General features: G+C 58.0%; 18 protein-coding genes. 11 read left to right on the top strand and 7 right to left on the bottom strand.

What is annotated here, in order from left to right:
- Window positions 1-4: 4 nt before the first annotated feature.
- Genes NYP16_RS04810 through cyoA form a run of 5 tightly spaced genes read right to left on the bottom strand, consistent with a single transcriptional unit; the run spans window position 5 to window position 4,532 of the window.
- Window positions 5-568, bottom strand: a complete 564-nt coding sequence (locus tag NYP16_RS04810) for a DedA family protein (RefSeq protein ID WP_274942975.1) — start codon at window positions 566-568, stop codon at window positions 5-7.
- A 31-nt stretch (window positions 569-599) separates the two neighbouring features.
- The gene (gene cyoD, locus NYP16_RS04805) at window positions 600-998 is read right to left on the bottom strand and encodes a cytochrome o ubiquinol oxidase subunit IV (protein ID WP_274942974.1); all 399 of its coding nucleotides are present in this window, start codon (window positions 996-998) and stop codon (window positions 600-602) included.
- Window positions 998-1,666, bottom strand: a complete 669-nt coding sequence (gene cyoC / locus NYP16_RS04800; RefSeq protein WP_274942973.1) for a cytochrome o ubiquinol oxidase subunit III — start codon at window positions 1,664-1,666, stop codon at window positions 998-1,000. The genes cyoD and cyoC overlap by 1 nt, the downstream gene beginning before the upstream one ends.
- On the bottom strand, window positions 1,663-3,666 hold the full coding sequence (gene cyoB, locus NYP16_RS04795; protein ID WP_346742441.1) for a cytochrome o ubiquinol oxidase subunit I: 2,004 nt from the start codon (window positions 3,664-3,666) through the stop codon (window positions 1,663-1,665). The genes cyoC and cyoB overlap by 4 nt, the downstream gene beginning before the upstream one ends.
- Window positions 3,667-3,668: 2 nt before the next feature.
- Entirely contained in the window at window positions 3,669-4,532 is an 864-nt protein-coding gene (cyoA, locus tag NYP16_RS04790; protein WP_274942971.1) for a ubiquinol oxidase subunit II, read from the bottom strand.
- A 704-nt stretch (window positions 4,533-5,236) separates the two neighbouring features.
- Here cyoA and NYP16_RS04785 point away from each other — a divergent pair.
- The 11 genes from NYP16_RS04785 (at window position 5,237) to NYP16_RS04735 (ending at window position 17,347) form a co-directional block, all read left to right on the top strand.
- A complete protein-coding gene (locus tag NYP16_RS04785) occupies window positions 5,237-6,229 on the top strand; it encodes a carbon-nitrogen hydrolase family protein (protein ID WP_274942970.1) in 993 nt (330 codons plus the stop codon).
- Window positions 6,226-7,374: a cupin domain-containing protein gene (locus tag NYP16_RS04780; RefSeq protein ID WP_274942969.1), complete on the top strand. Its 1,149-nt coding sequence runs from the start codon at window positions 6,226-6,228 to the stop codon at window positions 7,372-7,374. The genes NYP16_RS04785 and NYP16_RS04780 overlap by 4 nt, the downstream gene beginning before the upstream one ends.
- 3 nt (window positions 7,375-7,377) lie before the next feature.
- Window positions 7,378-8,286 (top strand): fumarylacetoacetate hydrolase family protein, encoded by a 909-nt coding sequence (locus NYP16_RS04775; RefSeq protein WP_274942968.1) that lies wholly within the window; start codon window positions 7,378-7,380, stop codon window positions 8,284-8,286.
- A gap of 12 nt (window positions 8,287-8,298) precedes the next feature.
- The gene (locus NYP16_RS04770; RefSeq protein WP_274942967.1) at window positions 8,299-9,054 is read left to right on the top strand and encodes a maleate cis-trans isomerase family protein; all 756 of its coding nucleotides are present in this window, start codon (window positions 8,299-8,301) and stop codon (window positions 9,052-9,054) included.
- Between the two features lies 1 nt (window position 9,055).
- Window positions 9,056-9,874 carry an IclR family transcriptional regulator gene (locus NYP16_RS04765; RefSeq protein WP_274942966.1) on the top strand — a complete coding sequence of 273 codons (819 nt, stop codon included), beginning with the start codon at window positions 9,056-9,058 and terminating at the stop codon, window positions 9,872-9,874.
- A 163-nt stretch (window positions 9,875-10,037) separates the two neighbouring features.
- The gene (locus NYP16_RS04760; RefSeq protein WP_274942965.1) at window positions 10,038-12,329 is read left to right on the top strand and encodes a TonB-dependent receptor; all 2,292 of its coding nucleotides are present in this window, start codon (window positions 10,038-10,040) and stop codon (window positions 12,327-12,329) included.
- A gap of 550 nt (window positions 12,330-12,879) precedes the next feature.
- Window positions 12,880-13,185 carry an HU family DNA-binding protein gene (locus NYP16_RS14490; protein ID WP_346742470.1) on the top strand — a complete coding sequence of 102 codons (306 nt, stop codon included), beginning with the start codon at window positions 12,880-12,882 and terminating at the stop codon, window positions 13,183-13,185.
- A gap of 143 nt (window positions 13,186-13,328) precedes the next feature.
- A complete protein-coding gene (locus tag NYP16_RS04750; RefSeq protein ID WP_274942963.1) occupies window positions 13,329-13,736 on the top strand; it encodes an MliC family protein in 408 nt (135 codons plus the stop codon).
- Between the two features lie 163 nt (window positions 13,737-13,899).
- The gene (locus NYP16_RS04745; protein WP_274942962.1) at window positions 13,900-15,405 is read left to right on the top strand and encodes a capsule assembly Wzi family protein; all 1,506 of its coding nucleotides are present in this window, start codon (window positions 13,900-13,902) and stop codon (window positions 15,403-15,405) included.
- 178 nt (window positions 15,406-15,583) lie between these two features.
- Window positions 15,584-15,763 carry a Flp family type IVb pilin gene (locus NYP16_RS04740; RefSeq protein WP_274942961.1) on the top strand — a complete coding sequence of 60 codons (180 nt, stop codon included), beginning with the start codon at window positions 15,584-15,586 and terminating at the stop codon, window positions 15,761-15,763.
- A gap of 207 nt (window positions 15,764-15,970) precedes the next feature.
- The gene (locus NYP16_RS04735; protein ID WP_274942960.1) at window positions 15,971-17,347 is read left to right on the top strand and encodes a globin-coupled sensor protein; all 1,377 of its coding nucleotides are present in this window, start codon (window positions 15,971-15,973) and stop codon (window positions 17,345-17,347) included.
- Window positions 17,348-17,394: 47 nt separating this feature from the next.
- On the opposite strand, the gene NYP16_RS04730 is transcribed toward NYP16_RS04735, so the two are convergent.
- On the bottom strand, window positions 17,395-17,595 hold the full coding sequence (locus tag NYP16_RS04730; RefSeq protein WP_274942959.1) for a hypothetical protein: 201 nt from the start codon (window positions 17,593-17,595) through the stop codon (window positions 17,395-17,397).
- 99 nt (window positions 17,596-17,694) lie between these two features.
- Complete coding sequence (locus tag NYP16_RS04725; RefSeq protein ID WP_274942958.1) at window positions 17,695-18,420, bottom strand: TetR/AcrR family transcriptional regulator; 726 nt, start codon at window positions 18,418-18,420, stop codon at window positions 17,695-17,697.
- Window positions 18,421-18,434 lie beyond the last annotated feature (14 nt).

Here is an 18,434-nt window from a genome sequence, read left to right as displayed (position 1 = left end):
ATCTTCAGCGATGCTTGAAAAGCCTGCGGATGACAAAAATGGCGGCAACCCCCACCACCGCCACAACAAAGGCCAGGATAGGCCAATCCACACGATCCAGCGCCTTGCCAAAAATCTGTTGCAGCCCATGGCCGAACATATAGCCAAGGCTCGTGAACAGCACGCCCCAGACACTGGCCGCGATCAAATTGAGCAGGACAAATGTACGGACGGGAATGGTGGTCGCGCCAATCGCGAACGGACTGATGGTGCGCAGACCATAAATAAACCGAAAGGCCAGAATAAACCCGGTGGGATGCCGTTCAAGCGCAGCAAGGGCTTTGCCGAACGCCGGTTTCGCCGCGATTTTCTGCACGAAGGCATGAGAGCGAAAATGCCGCCCGATGGCAAAAAAAATCTGATCGGCAACGAATGATCCCGCCGCTGCCGCCACCATCGCCCCTTCGAAAGAAATGAGCTTCTGATGCGCGAGAATACCGCCCGACACCACGACGGTTTCGCCTTCAACCCCCGCACCGATAAACAACGCCAACAGCCCATAGCGGGCCAGAATCATTTCAATCGTCATCGCCGCAACATTACATGCTCACCTGCCCGCCTTATCTCTGCATCTGCATGATCTTATCCATGGGCATCAGATTATGCGAGAGATGCGTCATGATCCAGAGCGAGCCGACAATGACAACAAAGACAATCAGCACGCCGAAGGCAAGCGCCATGACATTGTTGGTGCTGTCAGGGCCGGTGGTCACATGCAGGAAGAACACCAGATGCACGCCCATCTGAGCAATGGCGATCACAATGAGCGCCACCGGAATGCCCGGCTCCCAGACAAGATCGGAGCCGGTCAGATAAAAAGCCCCGACCGTCAGCACCACCGCGAAAAAAAGGCCGAGCACATAGCCGCGTATGCCCTCGGCAACGCCACTGCCATCGGGCGTCTCGTCGCCCGGGGCGATATCGTGGAAATCAGAATGTGCCTGCGGATCGCTCACCATCACACGGCTCCCATCAGATAAACAATTGTGAACAGCGCCACCCAGATGATATCGAGCGCATGCCAGAACAACGAAAAGCACAGCAAGCGCCGCAGGATATTCGGGCGAAACCCCTTGGCCCAGACCTGCGCCATCATGGTCCCGAGCCATAACAAGCCCGCAGTCACATGCAAGCCATGCAGCCCCACAAGCGCAAAGAACGAACTGAGAAACGCGCTCCGCGAAGGCCCCGCCCCCTGGCTGATAAGAAGGGCGAATTCCTGCACCTCAAGCACCACAAAGACAAGCCCGAGAAGGCCGGTCACCAGCAGCGAAATCTGCGTCCAAAGATGATTGCGCACCGACGCGGCGACCATGGCCATGCCGCAGGCAAAACTCGATAGCAGCAAACAGCCGGTTTCAATGGCCACATTCGTAAGATCGAACAACCCATAGGGAGATGGCCCCCCGGCGGTTTCCGTCCGCAGCACCGCAAAGGCGGCAAAGAAGGCCGAAAACAGAATAATGTCGCTGAGCAGATAAACCCAGAACCCATATCCCGTGATGATGCGCCGCGAGGCCGGACCGCCGAAACCATGGCCGGTTGCTTCGCCATGACCTAGACCATGATGGCCCAGTCGGTTCGGGTCGTCCCAGGCGGGGGACAGGGCTGTCTGTGGCGGGTTCATACCGGTTTGCTCATCTGTGGGAGGACAGCGGCACGGGCCGCACGACGGGCCCGATCGACACGGGCAACCTCACTGGCCGGGATCTCATATTCTTCCACGTCGCGCCAGGCGAACACCACAAAGGTGATAAACGCCCCAAGCAACCCAAGCCCCACCAGCCACCAGATATGCCAGATCATGGCAAAGCCCGTGACCGTGGCGAAAAAGGCGGTGATGATTCCGGTCGGGCTGTTGCGCGGCATCTCGATGTCTTTATAGTCCGGCTCATCGACCATGGTCTGCTCCTCGATCGCGCGCTGTTTGATGCCCCAATAGGCTTCTTCCCCCGTCACATCGGGCAGAACGGCGAAATTGAACGATGGCGGCGGCGACGCCGTGGCCCATTCAAGCGATCGGCCATCCCAGGGGTCACCAATAATATCGCGCCGCTGATCCCTCGTGCGGATCGACACCACAAGCTGCGCCGCCTGAAACACGATCCCAAGCAGAATGACCCCCGACCCGACCAAAGCCACCAGCATCGGCGGATGCCAGGCCGCCACATCATAATGCTGCATGCGCCGCGTCATACCCAGAAGACCGACCCAGTAAAGCGGCATGAAGGCCAGATAAAACCCAATGAACCAGCACCAGAACGCCGCCTTGCCCAAACGCTCATCCAGCGTGAACCCAAAGGCCTTGGGGAACCAGTAGCTATAGCCCGCAAAAATGCCGAACACGACGCCGCCGATGATGACATTATGGAAATGGGCGACCAGAAACAGGCTGTTGTGCACCACGAAATCCACCGGCGGCAAAGCCAGCATGACGCCCGTCATGCCGCCGATGACAAAGGTGATCATGAAGCCAAGCGCCCACAGCATCGACGAATGAAACCGGATGCGCCCGCCATACATGGTGAACAGCCAGTTGAAGACCTTCACCCCCGTCGGCACCGCGATAATCATCGAGGCGATGCCGAACACCGCATTGACATTGCCCCCGGCGCCCATAGTGAAGAAATGATGCACCCAGACCAGAAAGGACAGCAGGCAGATCGCCAGGGTCGCGAGCACCATGGAGCGATAACCAAACAGCGGCTTGTGGGAAAAGGTCGACACCACCTCCGAAAAAATCCCGAACGCCGGCAGGACCAGAATATAAACCTCAGGATGCCCCCAGATCCAAATGAGGTTGATGAACATCATCAGATTGCCGCCACCTTCATTGGTGAAGAAGTGGAAATCGAGATAACGATCCAGCAACAACATGCCAAAGGTCGCGGTCAGCACCGGAAAAGCCGCAATGATCAACAGATTGGTGGCAAGCGAGGTCCAGCAGAAAATCGGCATGCGCAGATAACTCATGCCTGGCGCGCGCATTTTCAGAATCGTCGTCAACAGATTGACCGCGCCAAGTAACGTGCCAACCCCCGCGATCTGCAGCGCCCATAAATAATAATCGACGCCCACACCTGGCGAATAGGCAAGCTCGGAAAGCGGCGGATATGCGAGCCATCCGGTGCGGGCGAATTCCCCCAGCACCAGCGACAGATTGATTAGAAGCGCCCCCGACGCCGTCAGCCAGAAGCTGACCGAATTCATGGTCGGAAAGGCCACGTCGCGCACCCCAAGCTGCAAGGGCACAACGAAATTCATCAACCCCACCACAAAGGGCATGGCCACGAAGAAAATCATGATCGTGCCATGGGCGGAGAAAATCTGATTGTAATGTTCCGGCGTTAGATAGCCCGCGCCGTGAAACGCCATCGCCTGCTGGGCGCGCATCATGATCGCGTCGATGAACCCGCGCAGCAGCATCACGCCCCCAAGCACGCAATACATCACCCCGATACGCTTGTGATCGACCGAGGTGATCCATTCCCGCCACAGATAGGGGACATAGCCCTTGGCCCACACCCAGACCAGCACGCCGAGCAGCACCAGTCCGATCAAGGCCGCGGACAGCAACGGAATCGGTTGATCGAATGGTATGTCATCCCAGCCAAGCTTACCGAACATTCTCATTTCTCCGCTGGCCGGGCTCCCAAAGCGCCCGGTTGCCATTTCGGCCCCGGGCCCGGAGCCAGCTTTTTCGTGACGATGTCATCGAACAAATCGGGTGATACGGAGTGATAGGTGAAGGGCTTCACCTCCTCACTTTGCTGAACCAGCAATTGATATTCCGCAGCATCCAGCGCCCGGCCCGTGCCGCGCGCCTTATCGACCCAGTCCGTGAACTGTTCATAGGACACCGAATGCACCTTGAACTTCATTCCGGCAAAGCCGTCGCCGCTGAAATTGGTCGACAAGCCGTGATATTCGCCGGGCTTGTCGGCCTGCAGATACAACTGCGTGCGCATGCCCGGCATGGCATAAATCATGGAGCCGAGCTGCGGCACGAAAAAGGAATTCATCACGTTCGATGCCGTCAGGGAAAAATGAACCGGCACGCCCTCCGGAATGACCAGCTCATTGACACTGGCGACGCCCTGATCCGGATAGATGAACAGCCATTTCCAATCGAGCGCCACCACCCGCACATCCAGCGGCTCCTCATGGGACGGCAGCGGCGTCATCGGGTCAAGATCATGGGAGCTGACCCAGGCGATACCACCCAGAAACATGATGGTCAGAATGGGAATAGACCAGACGACAAACTCGACACGCCCCGAATAGGCCCACTCCGGCAGATAGCGCGCCTTGGTATTCGAAGCGCGATACCACCAGGCAAACCACAGCGTCATGATGATGACCGGAATGATGATCACCAGCATGATCTCAACCGAGTTGATCATCAGCTTCAGTTCATTGTGACCAATGGGCCCCTGCGGATCAATGAGCCCACCGCGCTCACAGCCCCCGAGCAGCAAAACGGACGACGCCACAGAGCAAACCCGCGCCCATCCCTTGGTGGCACGCATCCGGCGCAGATGCTGAGGCTCCGATGTCCGTATCACTGATGTCCGTATCACTGGGGGCAACTCCCGTTGACCGATCGATGATAACGCGGTGTCCACTCGGAAAGTCACAAACGGGACATGGTTCGACCCTGCCCCAAATCTCGAAATAAATGCTTTAACCGGCCCCCATCCCTGCAACGATGGTCAGCCTATACGCGGATTGATCTACAATCAGGCGATCGCATACGGTTTTTGAAACATCCGATGTCTAAAGTTCCAAGACGTCCCGCTGATTATTCTGGCTGATTATTCTGACTGGGTATTCTGGCTGGGTATTCTGGCTGGATTATGCAAACCGGGGCCTATTCAGGCCCACGCAGCGAAACACGTACTTGACGCTGCGGAACAGAAGTCTCTGGTAGCAAATTCGCAAATGATGAACAGCTAGTTACAATAGATGATCCGGCGACCATGTCTAGCACGAAGTTCCCGCGCAATCCTCTGAAATAGGATCTATTCCGGTCCATTCTCAAAGGCAAGTGCGACCCTGAAAATTTTCATCTATATCGAATTAATTCACCATCCTCCAAATTAACCAGAATGAATGCTCTCCCGCCGAGCACAGATTTAATTTGGCAAAATGCATTCAGCATTATAACATTTTCGCGGAAACACTCAGGGAGCCCCGCATGTCCTTGCCAAAATCCAAAGTCGCCGCCGTCCAGACCGCGCCTGTGTTCCTCGACCCGACGGCCACCACCGACAAGGCCTGCGCCCTCATCCGCGAGGCAGCCCAGAACGGCGCGACCCTCGTCGCCTTCCCCGAGGTCTTTATCGCCGGCTACCCCTATTGGAACTGGCTGGTCACCCCGATCGAAGGCAGCGCCTGGTTCGAACGGCTTTATAAAAGCAGCATCTCCATGAATGGCCCCGAGGTCGAAGCGCTCTGCGCCACCGCCCGCGAAACCAACTGCACGGTGGTGATCGGCTGCAACGAACGCGGCGGCCCCGGCGTCGGCACCATCTACAACACCAATCTCATCATCTCGGACAAGGGCGAGCTGATCGGCCGCCACCGCAAGCTCGTGCCGACCTGGGCTGAAAAACTGACCTGGGCTTACGGCGACGGATCAAGCCTCAAGGTCTATGACACCAGCGTCGGCCCGCTCGGAACCCTCGCCTGCGGGGAGAACACCAACACCCTCGCCCGCTTCGCCCTGTTGTCCCAGGGGGAACTTGTGCATGTGGCGAATTACATCGCCCTCCCCGTGGCCCCCGAAAGCTACAACATGGCCGAGGCGATCCGCATCCGCGCCGCCGCCCATTCGTTTGAAGGCAAGCTCTTTACCCTGGTCTCCTGCTCGACCATATCCGAACAGATCATTGTCGAAATGGAACGCATCAACCCCAAGTCGCGGGAGCTTCTGAGCCGCAAAAGCAGCGCCTTTTCCGGCATCATCGGCCCGGACGGCAGCGCCATCGGCAGTCCGCTCATCGACGACGAAGGCATCGTTTACGCCGACATCGACCTCAACAATTGCATCCAGCCGAAACAGATGCATGACATCACCGGCAGCTACAACCGCTTCGATATTTTCAACCTGACCGTAAACCGAGCCAGCCTGAGCCCCACCAGCTTCACGGATCACACAGTCCCATCAGGCGGGGATGACCCATTATGAGCAACAGCTACCGTACCGAACATGCGAGTGACAGCATGCGTGGCCGCTCCCGCGTGACCGACACCCCGGACCTTCACGCTTATTACCGGGAGCTTGAAGCAGTCTCGGCCACCGCCTTCTGGAAACGCGCCAACGAGATCGAGCCCTGGGAACCCATCACCCGCTACAGCCCGACGCTCTGGCGCTATGACGACCTGCGCCCGCTGGTGCTGCGCTCGGCCGAACTTGTGCGGCCCGAAGAAGCCGGGCGCCGCGTGGTCGTGCTGATCAATGATTCCGATGCCGGACGTCAGCATACAGCAGCGGTCGGCTGGCTGTTCAGCGGCCTCCAGATTATGAAACCCGGGGAGATCACCCCGGCGCACCGTCACACCGCCTCGGCCCATCGCTTCATCATGGAAGGCGGCGGCGCCTATACCGTGGTCGACGGTCATGAAATCACTCTTGAAGGCAATGATTACGTGCTGACGCCGAACGGCTGCTGGCACGATCACGGCGTCTTCGCCGACGGCCAGATTTCAATCTGGCAGGACGGCCTCGATATCCCGCTGATGAACGCCCTCGAAACCAATTTCTACGCGGTCTATCCCGAAGAGCGTCAGACCCCGCTGCATGCCCGCGACGACTCCCCCCTCAGCTATGGCGCGGGCGGCATGCTGCCAGCCTATGGCCCGGCCTGGGACAAACCCTATTCGCCGTTGCAGGTCTATCGCTGGGCGACCACCCGCGACGCGCTTTATAATCTCGCGAAGGTCAGCGACGGCTGCCCCTTTGACGGCCATATCATGCGCTACTCGAACCCGGTGACCGGCGGCTGGGCGCTCAAGACACTGGGCGCGCATATGCAGATGCTGAAACCGGGATTACACACCCGCGCCCACCGCCACACCGGCAATGTGGTCTATAACGTGGCCGAGGGCGAAGGCTATTCCATCATCGGCGGCCAGCGCATCGACTGGAAAAAACATGACATCTTCTGCGTCCCCGCCTGGACCTGGCATGAACATGTGAACACCCATAAAGGCGAACAGGCCTTCCTGTTTTCCTTCAATGATTTTCCCGTCATGGAAGCGCTCGGGCTTTACATGACGGAAGCCTATGACAGCAACAGCGGATATCAGAGCAACAACGGCTCAGGGAGTTAACAGATGCGTTTTGTCACCTATAGAAACAATCAGGACGCCGCCCGGCTTGGCATGGTCGAAGATGGCCTTGTGATCGATGTTGCCCGCTTTGGCGCGGCGGCGGGCGTCACCCTGCCCGACAGCATGCTCGGCTTCATCGACCTCGGCCCCACGGCTATCGAGTTCCTGAAGGATCTCTATATCAACCGCAATGCGGCCTGGCTGATCGGGACGTCCATGCCGCTTGGCAATGTCACCCTGCTCGCCCCCATTCCGCGCCCGCGCAAGAATATCTTCGGCATCGGCCTCAACTACACCGATCACATCGCGGAGTCCGCCAAAAGCCTCGACACCTCGGCCGAGCTGCCGAAGCAGCCGGTAATTTTCTCCAAACCGCCGACCGCCGTCATCTCCGGCAGCGACCCCATCCGCCACAACAAGGCCATGACCCAGCAGCTCGACTGGGAAACCGAACTTGCGGTTGTGATCGGCAAAACCGCCCGCAATGTCAGCAAGGACGACGCGCTCGATTACGTGTTCGGCTATACCATCATCAATGACATCAGCGCCCGCGACTGTCGCCGCAGCGGCCAGTGGATCGTCTCGAAAGGTCAGGACAGCTTCGCCCCCATGGGCCCGGCCATCGTCACCACGGACGACATCCCCGATCCCCACGACCTGATGATCACCACCCGCGTCAATGGCGTCGAAAAACAGCATTGCAGCACCAGCTTCATGTTGTTCAAGGTCCATGACCTGATCGCCGACATCAGCGCCGTGATGACGCTTGAACCCGGCGACATCATCGCCACCGGCACCCCCGCGGGCGTCGGCGCCGGACGCACGCCGCAGGAATTCATGTGGCCGGGCGATGTTCTTGAATCGGAGATCCATGGCATCGGCACGCTCCGCAATCCCATTGTCGCTGTCTGACGGATCACAGTCATGTCAAAATTCCACTACCGCATCGGCCAGATCGTCCCCAGTTCCAACGTCACCATGGAGACGGAAATTCCCGCCATGCTGCGCGCCCGGGAACAGATCCTGCCCGAACGTTTCACCTTTCACTCAAGCCGCATGCGCATGAAAAAGGTGACCGCCGAAGAACTCGCCGCCATGGACGCCGATTCCGACCGCTGCGCGCTTGAGTTGTCGGACGCCCGCGTCGACGTGCTCGGCTATGCCTGCCTCGTCGCCATCATGAGCATGGGCAAGGGCTATCACCGCGCGTCCGAGACCCGCCTCCATGGCCGCACGGTGGAAAACAACGCCCCCGCCCCGGTGGTCACCAGCGCCGGCGCACTGGTCGACGGCCTCCATGTGCTCGGCGCGAAAAAGGTGGCGATCGTTGCCCCCTATATGCGCCCGCTGACCCAGATGGTCGCCGATTACATCGACCACGAAGGCATCAAGGTGCAGGACTGGCTGGCCCTCGAAATCCCCGACAATCTCGAAGTGGCAGCCCAAGACCCGCAAAATCTCCTGAGCCATTACAAGAAACTCGACCTCACCGGCATTAATGCGCTGGTGCTGTCGGCCTGCGTACAGATGCCGTCACTCGCCTCGATCCAAAAGGTCGAAGACGAACTCGGCCTGCCCGTGGTCTCGGCCGCGGTCTGCACCACCTATCAGATGCTCAAGAAACTTGACCTCGAAGCACGGGTACCAAACGCCGGAGCCCTGTTGTCCGGTCGCTACTGACATGACCGCCGCCGCCCGACCGCTCCGCAAAGGCATCCAGTCCATCGAGATCGGCTATTCCATCCTGGCCGTGCTGATGCAATCGGCACGGCCCCTGCCGCTCAAGACGATCTCGCAGCAAAGCGGTCTCTCCCCCAGCAAGGCGCATTCCTATCTCGTCACCTTCTGCGCTCTTGAAATGGTGGTGCAGCATCAGGACAGCGGCTCTTACGCGCTCGGTCCGGCGGCGCTCAGGCTCGGGCTCGGCTATCTCGATCAGTTCGATCTGTTCACAGCCACCCGTCCGGCCATGAGCACACTTGCCGAAGATATCGGCGCCACCATTTTTCTCGGCGTCTGGGGCAATCGCGGGCCGACCATCGTCTATCGCGTCGACGGCCCGTTCAGTCAGGCGCTGTTCGATCTTCGCGTCGGCAGCGTGCTGCCGCTGCTGCGTTCGGCGGTTGGCCGCAATCTCGCGGCCCATCTGCCGTCCAACATCGTCAAACCCTTCATCACCGCCGAACTCGATCAACTGCGCCCGACCGCCGAGGCGGAGGACAGCATCGACAACCCGCAGACCCTTGGCACAGTCGACCGCATGCTGGACGCCGTCAGGAAAGACGGCATCAGCCGCTGCCGGGGCGGCCTCATGTCGGATTTCACCGCCCTTTCGGTGCCGATCTTCGATTTTTCCGGCGGCATCCATGGCGCGCTCACGGTCATGGGACGGCTCAATCATTTCGATGACAGCCTCGACGGCCGACCCGCCACCCTCCTCAAAGCAACCTGCCAAAGCATTTCAAGCTCTTGCGGCTACAGCCAAGCCAATCCGGCCTGACACCCGGATCCAAAACCTGTTCCTGAAAAGCCACAGCTGTGTTCAAATGATAACAAATATAAAATTAAATCCTTTTACACATGCAATTTGAGCTAAAATGCTCCTCATTCCATCTAAGGAATTAAGAATAAAAAGGTCACAGCCCTAACCAGTGAGGAACACCATGCGAGCTCATCATTCCTGCCTTCTGTCCGTTATTTTAGCCTCCACCAGCCTCACCGCGCCACTGGCCGCATATGCCGCCAGCGACGAGCCCTTCAAGATCGAAGAGATCATCGTCACCGCCACCAAGCGCGAAGAAACCCTGCAAACCGTCCCCGTCACGGTGCAGGCTTTCACCGGCAATCTCTTGAATACGCTCGGTGCCCAGGACCTCACCCAGGTTGCCGGCAAAATCCCCGGCTTCGCGTTTCAGGATCAGGGACCGGGCGACCGCAAATTCGTCATCCGTGGTGTCAATTCGCGCGGTGAAGCCACCACCGGCGTCTATTTCGGCGAAGCCATCATCACCGGCAGCAACAAGCAGGACGGCGGTGGCCGTCAGGCTGATATCGAACTGCATGACCTTGCCCGCATCGAAATCCTGAAGGGCCCGCAAGGCACGCTCTTTGGCGCAAGTTCCATGTCCGGCACCGTGCGCTATATCCCGAACGATCCGGACCTTCAGACCCTGAGCGGCCGCGCCGAGGTCGAGGCGCTGACCATCCATCGCGGCGGCCAGGGCTATCGCGCCAACGGCGCGATCAATCTGCCGATCGTCGAGGACAAACTCGCCGTGCGCGGCGTCGCCTGGATGACCCGGGACGACGGCTTCGTCGACAATGTCCGGCTTGGCCTCAATGACATCAACAGCAACCACACCACCGGCGGCCGTCTGATGATCAAAGGCCAGCTGACCGACAATTTCAGCCTGACCGGCATGGCCGTTTATCAGAAACGCAAATCGGGCGGCTCCTCGCGCGTCAATCTCGGCGAACTGCAACCGGCCTATGAACAGATCCTGATCAATTCCGGTCCGGGCTTCGCGCCGCTGCCGGTCAGGGGCAACTACAGCAATCAGGATTTCACCGTCAACAATTGGGACGAAGATCTTCAGATCTATAGCGCGGTTGCCAAATATGATGCGGGCTTCGGCAGCTTCCTCGCCACCACAAATTATTTCAAACGCGATATCGACTATCGCTTTGACTCGACCCCGATCGTGCTCGCGCTCGGTGCCCCGGCCACTTCCATATACGGCACGCCCGCCGCGGCGCTCACCTTTCAGCCGCAAACCCGCGATGTCTGGTCGAACGAAGTGCGCTTCTCCTCAAGTTTCGATGGCCCCTTGCAACTGGTAGCCGGCGGCTTCCTGTCGCGCGAAAAATCGAATTTTGAAGTAGAAGTGCTCGGCGTCGGCGCGAACGGTCTGCCCGTTGGTCCCTGGGATCCACACACCGACTTCTATATTGGCCCGAAAGGTGCCGCCGTGTTCGGTCGTGCCAAACATGACAGCCTCAATCAGGAAGCGGTGTTCGGCGAACTGAACTTCAGCGCCACCGACAAATTGACCCTGACCGTCGGCGCTCGCTATTTCCAATACAAACTGACCTCGGACGCCGTGGAGACGAAACCATTTGTCGGTTTCCCGCCGAACAACAACCCTGCTTTCTCGGTCGCAACCAAGCACCACAAGACCACCTTCCGCTTCAATGCCTCCTACAAGGCAACGGATGACCTGATGATCTACGCCACGGCGGCTCAGGGCTTCCGTATCGGCGGCACCAATGACAACGCCATCAACCCGGCCAGTGTCAACGTGCCCGCAAGCTTTGGCCCCGACAACCTGTGGAGCTATGAACTCGGCTGGAAATCACGCATGGCCGATGATCGCATCACCTTCAACGGCGCCTTCTATGCGATCCGTTGGCGCGATATTCAGGTCGGCGACTTCAACCCCTCCTCACCGTTCCCGTTCGTGCAGAATGCGGGCAAGGCATCGGTCGATGGCGCTGAAGTTGAAGTGAGCGTGCGCCCTATCCGTGGTCTCGATATCAGCTTCGGCGGGTCGTGGCAGAGTGCACGCCTGACCCAGGATTTCCCTGGGGGTTCTATCCTCGGCTTGTCCGGCGACAGAGTTCCGAACGTCCCGAAAGTGCAGTTCGGCAGTGGCATCGAATATAGCTGGGGTCTGACTGACGCTCTCACCGCATCGGTCCGCGGCGACCTCACCTATCGCGGTGCAACCGATACGCTGTTCCGCACCGAAGATGCGTATAACGTGCATCTCCCAAGCTATACGCTCATCGATCTGCAAGCGAGCATCGCAGCCGGACATTGGCAGGTCACCGCCTATGTCAAAAACCTGACGGACAAGCTCGCGCTTTATGACGCGATCAATTCGGTTCAGGATCCGCTCGCATATTTCGTTGCCCGGCCACGCACATTCGGTGTCCGCGCCGCCGTCAATTTCTAATCTTTCCTGATCTTTTCTAAGCAGAAAACCGGCCATGGTGATGGCCGGTTTTTTTGTCTCCCGAGATCGCGCCGGAGACGAACCGCCACAAAAACGCCTGTCTTTATTGACCGTTTCCAAGTCGATTACATGGAAAGATACGAGGAAATGCCCGGTATACTTGCTTTTTCTACTTGCTTCCGGCATTGAAGCGTGATTCTCTAATTATGGGATCACTTTAAAGGGACATCCTGTTATGGCGACCAAAACTGCTTCCAAACCTACTGCAAAAGCAAAGGCCGCTCCGAAGGCAGCCAAGGCGGCTGCTCCGGCCAAAGCCAAAGCTGCTCCGAAAGCTGCCGCCAAAGCTGTTGCCCCGAAGGCCGCGGCCAAGGCTGCACCTAAGGCCGTTGCAAAAGCTGCTCCAAAAGCGACTGTAAAAGCTGCTCCTAAGGTTGCGGCAAAAGCCAAAGCTGCTCCAAAGGTTGCCGCCAAAGCAAAAGCCGCTCCGAAAGCTGTTGCCAAAGCTGCTCCGAAAGCCAAAGCTGCTCCAAAGGCTGCTGCCAAAACCGTGAAGGCCGCCGCCCCCAAGGCGAACGCGACCGCCGTCACGCTGAAGCAGATCGGCGTTGTTCTTGCCGAAACGCATGGCCTCGCCAAAAAGCAGACCGAAATGCTTTTGAACGACATGATTGATCACTTTGTCAAAAACCTGAAAAAAGGCCTGCGCATCCGCATCAGCGGCCTTGGCGTCCTTCAGGTTCGCAAGCGTGCCGCACGTATGGGCCGCAACCCTGCCACGGGCGAACAGATCAAGATCAAAGCCAGCAAGAAAATCGCTTTCCGTGCCGCCAAGGAACTGAAAGAAGCGATCTGATCGCAGGCTCTGCGTACAGTCTTTGCATGTAGTTACCAAAATAATTTGCCAAGTGACACGGGGACAGCCAAACTAACGGCTGTCCCTTTGTAGTTTCTCAGTTTGTGAAATCCGCGTTTCATCCAGCTTGAGGAGCGAATACAATGCAAGTCCGCATTCTTCTTCCCGTCGCCCTGACCTTGGCTCTTGTCGCCTGCGATCGCCCCAAAGAAACGCCAAAAACCGAACCCGCACCCGCGACAGCCCCCGCCCCCGCGACAACCCCCGCCCCCACCACAGAGACATCCCCCGCAGGCTCTCTCCCGTCACTCGTCGACACTATTGTGACCTTTTCCTGTCCCGACGGCCACAATCTGACCGTGCGGTTCCATGATCAACGCGCTGACTTTAGCCTCGCGGGCCAAAGCCTCAGCCTGCCCCAGGTCGTATCCGCATCCGGCGCCCGCTACAGTGACGAGCAGACCACGCTCTGGAACAAAGGACGGGAGGTTTTCATCGAGCAAGCCGGTAAACCGGACATGACCTGCCAGGACACCAGCGGCAACGATTAATCAAAAAACCTGCATCGGTGCATGTGGGCCAGACATAATGACCGTCTCCAGCGTGTCATCAAACGCCAAGCGTGCCTGCTTTTGCGAGCAATCCGACTTGACCGGCCGTGGTTAATAATGGCATCTCTCTCAGATGTAAAAATCCTGAGACAAGGAAGCCACGGTGCGCCATAACAGTCTGAAACGTATTCTCCAGGCAGCCGTCCTTGCTGTCATGTTTTCTGGAAATACGGCTTATGCCGATCCCTGGACACCTATGAATGATCTCGGGCTCCGTGGCGATATCGAATTGCTGGCTGATTTTGATGTCATTCATGGCCCCATCACAACCTGGCCCATCCCCTGGGGCCAACTGGCCAGCGACCTCAACACCGCCGGGGACATGGCCCTGCCGCCCCATGTGATGGCAGCCTTGCAAAGGGTGCGCGGCTATCTCCCCGTTGAAGAGGACTTCAATCGCACCCGTCTCGGCGGCAACATCGCCGTAACCAACAAAGAATCCTTTTTACGCGATTTCGGCGCCGGAGCACGTGACCAGTTCGACCTCAGCGTGAGTGCGCAACATCAATGGTCCAGCACCTTCGTCAAACTGCAAGCCGGACGTCAGTTCGATACCCATGGCGGGAGCTGGAAACTCGATGGAAGTTACGCGGCGCAACTGGTCGGCAACTGGATTTTCTATGCCGGCGCTATCGATCAATGGTGGGGGCCCGGCTGGGCCAGCAGCCTGATTTTATCAAACAATGCCCGCCCCATGCCACGCATGGGCTTCATGCGCAACAATCCGAAACCGATTGATCTTCCGGTGCTGCGCTGGCTCGGCCCCTGGCAGTTGAGCAGCTCGATAGCCGTCATGAATGGTCCACGCACCGATTATAAAAATCCGTTGCTGGCGAATATACGGCTCAGCTTCAACCCGACCCGTCGTCTTGAAATCGGGATGTTTCATGATTTTCAATTCTGCGGTGAAGGACGCCTTTGCAACTTCAAACAATTCCTGACAAATTTCGGCGTTGCTGGGCTGAGCGAGAATATTAATTCCGGTGATCCCCTCACCGATCCGGGCAACGTCATGTCCGGCCTGGATTTTCGCTATGGCTGGCGCATGAAGACGATCACCTCCAGCATCTACGGGCAGCTCTACGCCGAAGACTCCTCCTCAACCACCCTCTTCAAAAGCACATCCTATCTGGCAGGTTTTTCCGTGGCAGCCCCGCTTCAAAAGCCCGGCTGGTCCATGCGTCTGGTTGGCGAATATGCCAATACCGTCGCGCTCAGCGAACTGCTCACCGGCCACAATCAATATAATATGATGTATGATCATTACATCTTTCTCTATGGCTACCGCTATCGTGGCAAATCGGTCGGGGCCAGTCAGGATAACGACAGCCATTTAACATCCCTGATGCTGTCCCTGAATGCGCCGAACAATGTGCGCTACGGGTTGAAATATCACCATGCGGCCTTGAATCTGGATGATGCTGTCCTGGTGCTCAACAGCGGCAGCATGAACCGCAAAATAGTAAATATAGTCGAAGCCTCCGTCGATGTGCCTACCGACATGGGAGCCTTCAAGGTCACCCTGCGCGCTCAGGACAATCAGCCGAACAGCTTGCGTGACGCCCATCTGTCCGCGGCCATCGAAGGGCGCTGGGATTTCCTGTTCTGATGTCGGCATGGGGAGAGTTTAATTTAGGAAAATTGTACCCATTCCTTAACAAAATCTTTCCATTCTCCGCCATAGACTGACCGCAAGGACGCAGGCTGCATAACGCGTAAAAACCCCAGTGCGATGCAGCTGCACCACTCGAGATCACGGTCTCCGTCAGCAACATGGCGACATTGAAATGCAGCTTAAAATCACCGAGTTTTTCTCCCATTTATGCGCCAGCAGGTCAGGCACGACCGCCATTGAATATGGGCTGATTGCGGCCTTGATCGCGCTGTCGATCATCGGCGTTCTGACCCTCATCGGCGATCAGGTTCTCGGCTATTTCATGCAAGCCAACAATGGATTCAATCGATAGCATATCGCATAGACACCCCCCGTGATCTCCCCCCGTGCGATATGCTGAAGCGCCGGTGACACAAAGTCCCCGGCGCTTTTTTGATCCAGATCAATTTGGCGAAAATTCTCTCGAATATCCTCATAACAAGGGCCACATGTTACCCCATTGTTAAGGAACGCCGCCTAGGTTGGGGCTCTGACAAGACCCGAACGAGGTACCATAACGATGTCTCTCTCCAGTGCTGCACTTGCCGACGTCTCTCCTGGAATAACCACCTACGATCGCGAAAGCCGCCTGAGCTTTATGGGCATCGATCATGCCACCCGACTGTTGCTGCAGGAATTTCAGCCGCATCTCGCCACCGCACTCCCTGATATGCTCGATCGGTTTTACGATCATCTGCTGCAATGGCCGGAACTTGGCGCTCTCCTTGGCAAAGCCAATCTGCCGAAACTGAAACGCGCACAAAGCAACCATTGGGCCGATCTGTTCAACGCCTCGTTCGACGACGCCTATTTCAACCGCGCCATCGCCATCGGCCAGGCCCATTACCGCGTAGGTCTCAGCCCGCGCTGGTACATCGGCGCCTATAGCATGATGCTGAGCATGCTGACCGCAGTGGTGCACGACATCTATGGCCAGGATGGCGATAAGGCGGCGCGCATGCTCGCCGCCATCAGCCGCGCCCTGATGCTCGATATGGAGCTTGCCATCACCCTCTATATCGACGCCGCCAATGACAAGCGTTATGCAGATGTGATCGACATCGCCAATCGCCTCGAAAGCGAAGTCCGCACCACCATCGGCGAGGTCCGCGCGCAAAGCAAATCGGTGCTGAATGCGGCCCAAGGGGTCTCCGAAGCCGCCGGCCGCGTGACCCATAAATCGGCGCAGGTGGCCTCAGCCTCGGAACAGGCCTCGCTCAATGTCCAGACGGTCGCGTCAGCCACCGAGGAAATGGCCGCCTCCGTCCATGAGATCGGCCGCCAGGCCAACCAATCAAAGCTGATCACAGAACGCGCCGTGAGCGAAGCCGCACGCACCGCCACCGTGGTCGAAAGCCTGACCAAAACCGCGAGCGAAATCGGCAAGGTCCTGAAGCTTATTTCCGATATCGCCGGTCAAACCAACCTGCTCGCGCTCAATGCCACGATCGAGGCGGCCCGTGCCGGGGAGGCCGGTCGCGGCTTTGCCGTTGTCGCCTCCGAGGTCAAATCGCTCGCCAACCAGACCGCGAGGGCCACTGACGAAATCCGCAATCAGGTCAATAACATTCAATCCGCGGCCACAGAATCCGTCAGCGCCATCAGCAGCATTCAAAGCGTGATCGAGGAAATCGAACAGATCTCCTTCGCCATCGCCGATTCGGTTGGCGAACAATCCGCCACGACCTCGGAAATCAGCCACAACATTCAGGATCTGGCCACCGGCACCCGCGACGTTTCCAGCAATATTTCCGATGTGGCGCGGGAAACCGCCCAGGTTGATAATCTCGCAGCCGACGTCCATGCGGCCTCGCAACAAGCCGAAACCTCGGCCCTCACCCTTGAGGAACATGTCAACCGCATCCTCGCCGACCTCCGCGCCTATCGGGCGATTTAATAGAAAAAAGGCCGGGAAAAACCCGGCCTTTTTTAATGCGCCTACCGCTAATCTTTGGGGATAAACCGCCAATAAAGGCCGATCCCGACCGCCCCTACAAGCAAAGCCGCCACAAGGCTGAGTGCTGGCCATAGAGGGGCAAGTCTGTCATGGCCGAGCGACAGCAAAGCCGTCAGCACAGCCGCGGTAAACGACAGCATAAAGGCGAACAACAAAGGCGAAAACAGACGGTGCAATGGCACGCTCATGCGGATGCTCCAATTCAGGTGACCGAACAAACGCAGACCCAACAGCGCTCCGGCACTTTGGAGCTTCTACCCCTTCATCATGACGGGTTGATGGCCGCTTTATGGCACATCTGTGACGCGAACGCCACGGGACTCCGCGGCCCGAAAACCGGCCAGACAAAATTCGATCATCCGTCCAACCACTTGCTCAGGATCGGTGATATCGCAAGCACCACGCGAAATCATTTTCAGCCGTTCAAGATGCGTAAAGGTGTAGTGCATGGTACCCAAAGCATAATGCATACACCAATAAATTTCTGCGTCCGGCAGCCCCGGCAGCGCCCGGCGCAGCGCCGGAACAAACCGCCGCAGATGGTCTACATCCTGATAAAACAAAGCTTTAAGCTCGGGTTCTTCCTCCATCTGACAGCGCGCCAGAAAATGAATAAAAACCTTTAATCCGCGTTCCGGATTGAACAGCCAGCGCACCGACGGCCCAAGCAGCGCCCGCAGAATCGGTTCAAGCGGCAGACGGCTGTCCTGCCCCTGCACCGCGTCATGCTCCAGCAAAAAGCTCTGCAACTGGCCGATGCGCTCGCGGTTGAGATCAGCCGCCCGGCGCAGGAACACGGCTTTCAAAAGCCCGGCCTTCGACCCGAAGTAATAATTCACCGCCGCCAGATTGACCTCGGCCTCGGCGGTGACATTTCGAATCGACACCCCGGCAAAGCTTTGGCTCGCGAACATGCGTTCGGCCACGTCCAGGATGCGGTCCCGCACCTGATCCCGCCGGGAGCCCTCGCGCGTGTCCGATGGAGCCTGCTCAACCGGCAATTCCGTATTCATAACCGCCCCTTCCC

Source organism: Govania unica (assembly GCF_027920805.1).
Classification (GTDB): Bacteria; Pseudomonadota; Alphaproteobacteria; order Sphingomonadales; family Govanellaceae; genus Govanella; species Govanella unica.
The sequence above is the reverse complement of the archived record's forward strand: the minus strand, read 5'-3'. Positions and strand labels throughout refer to the sequence as shown.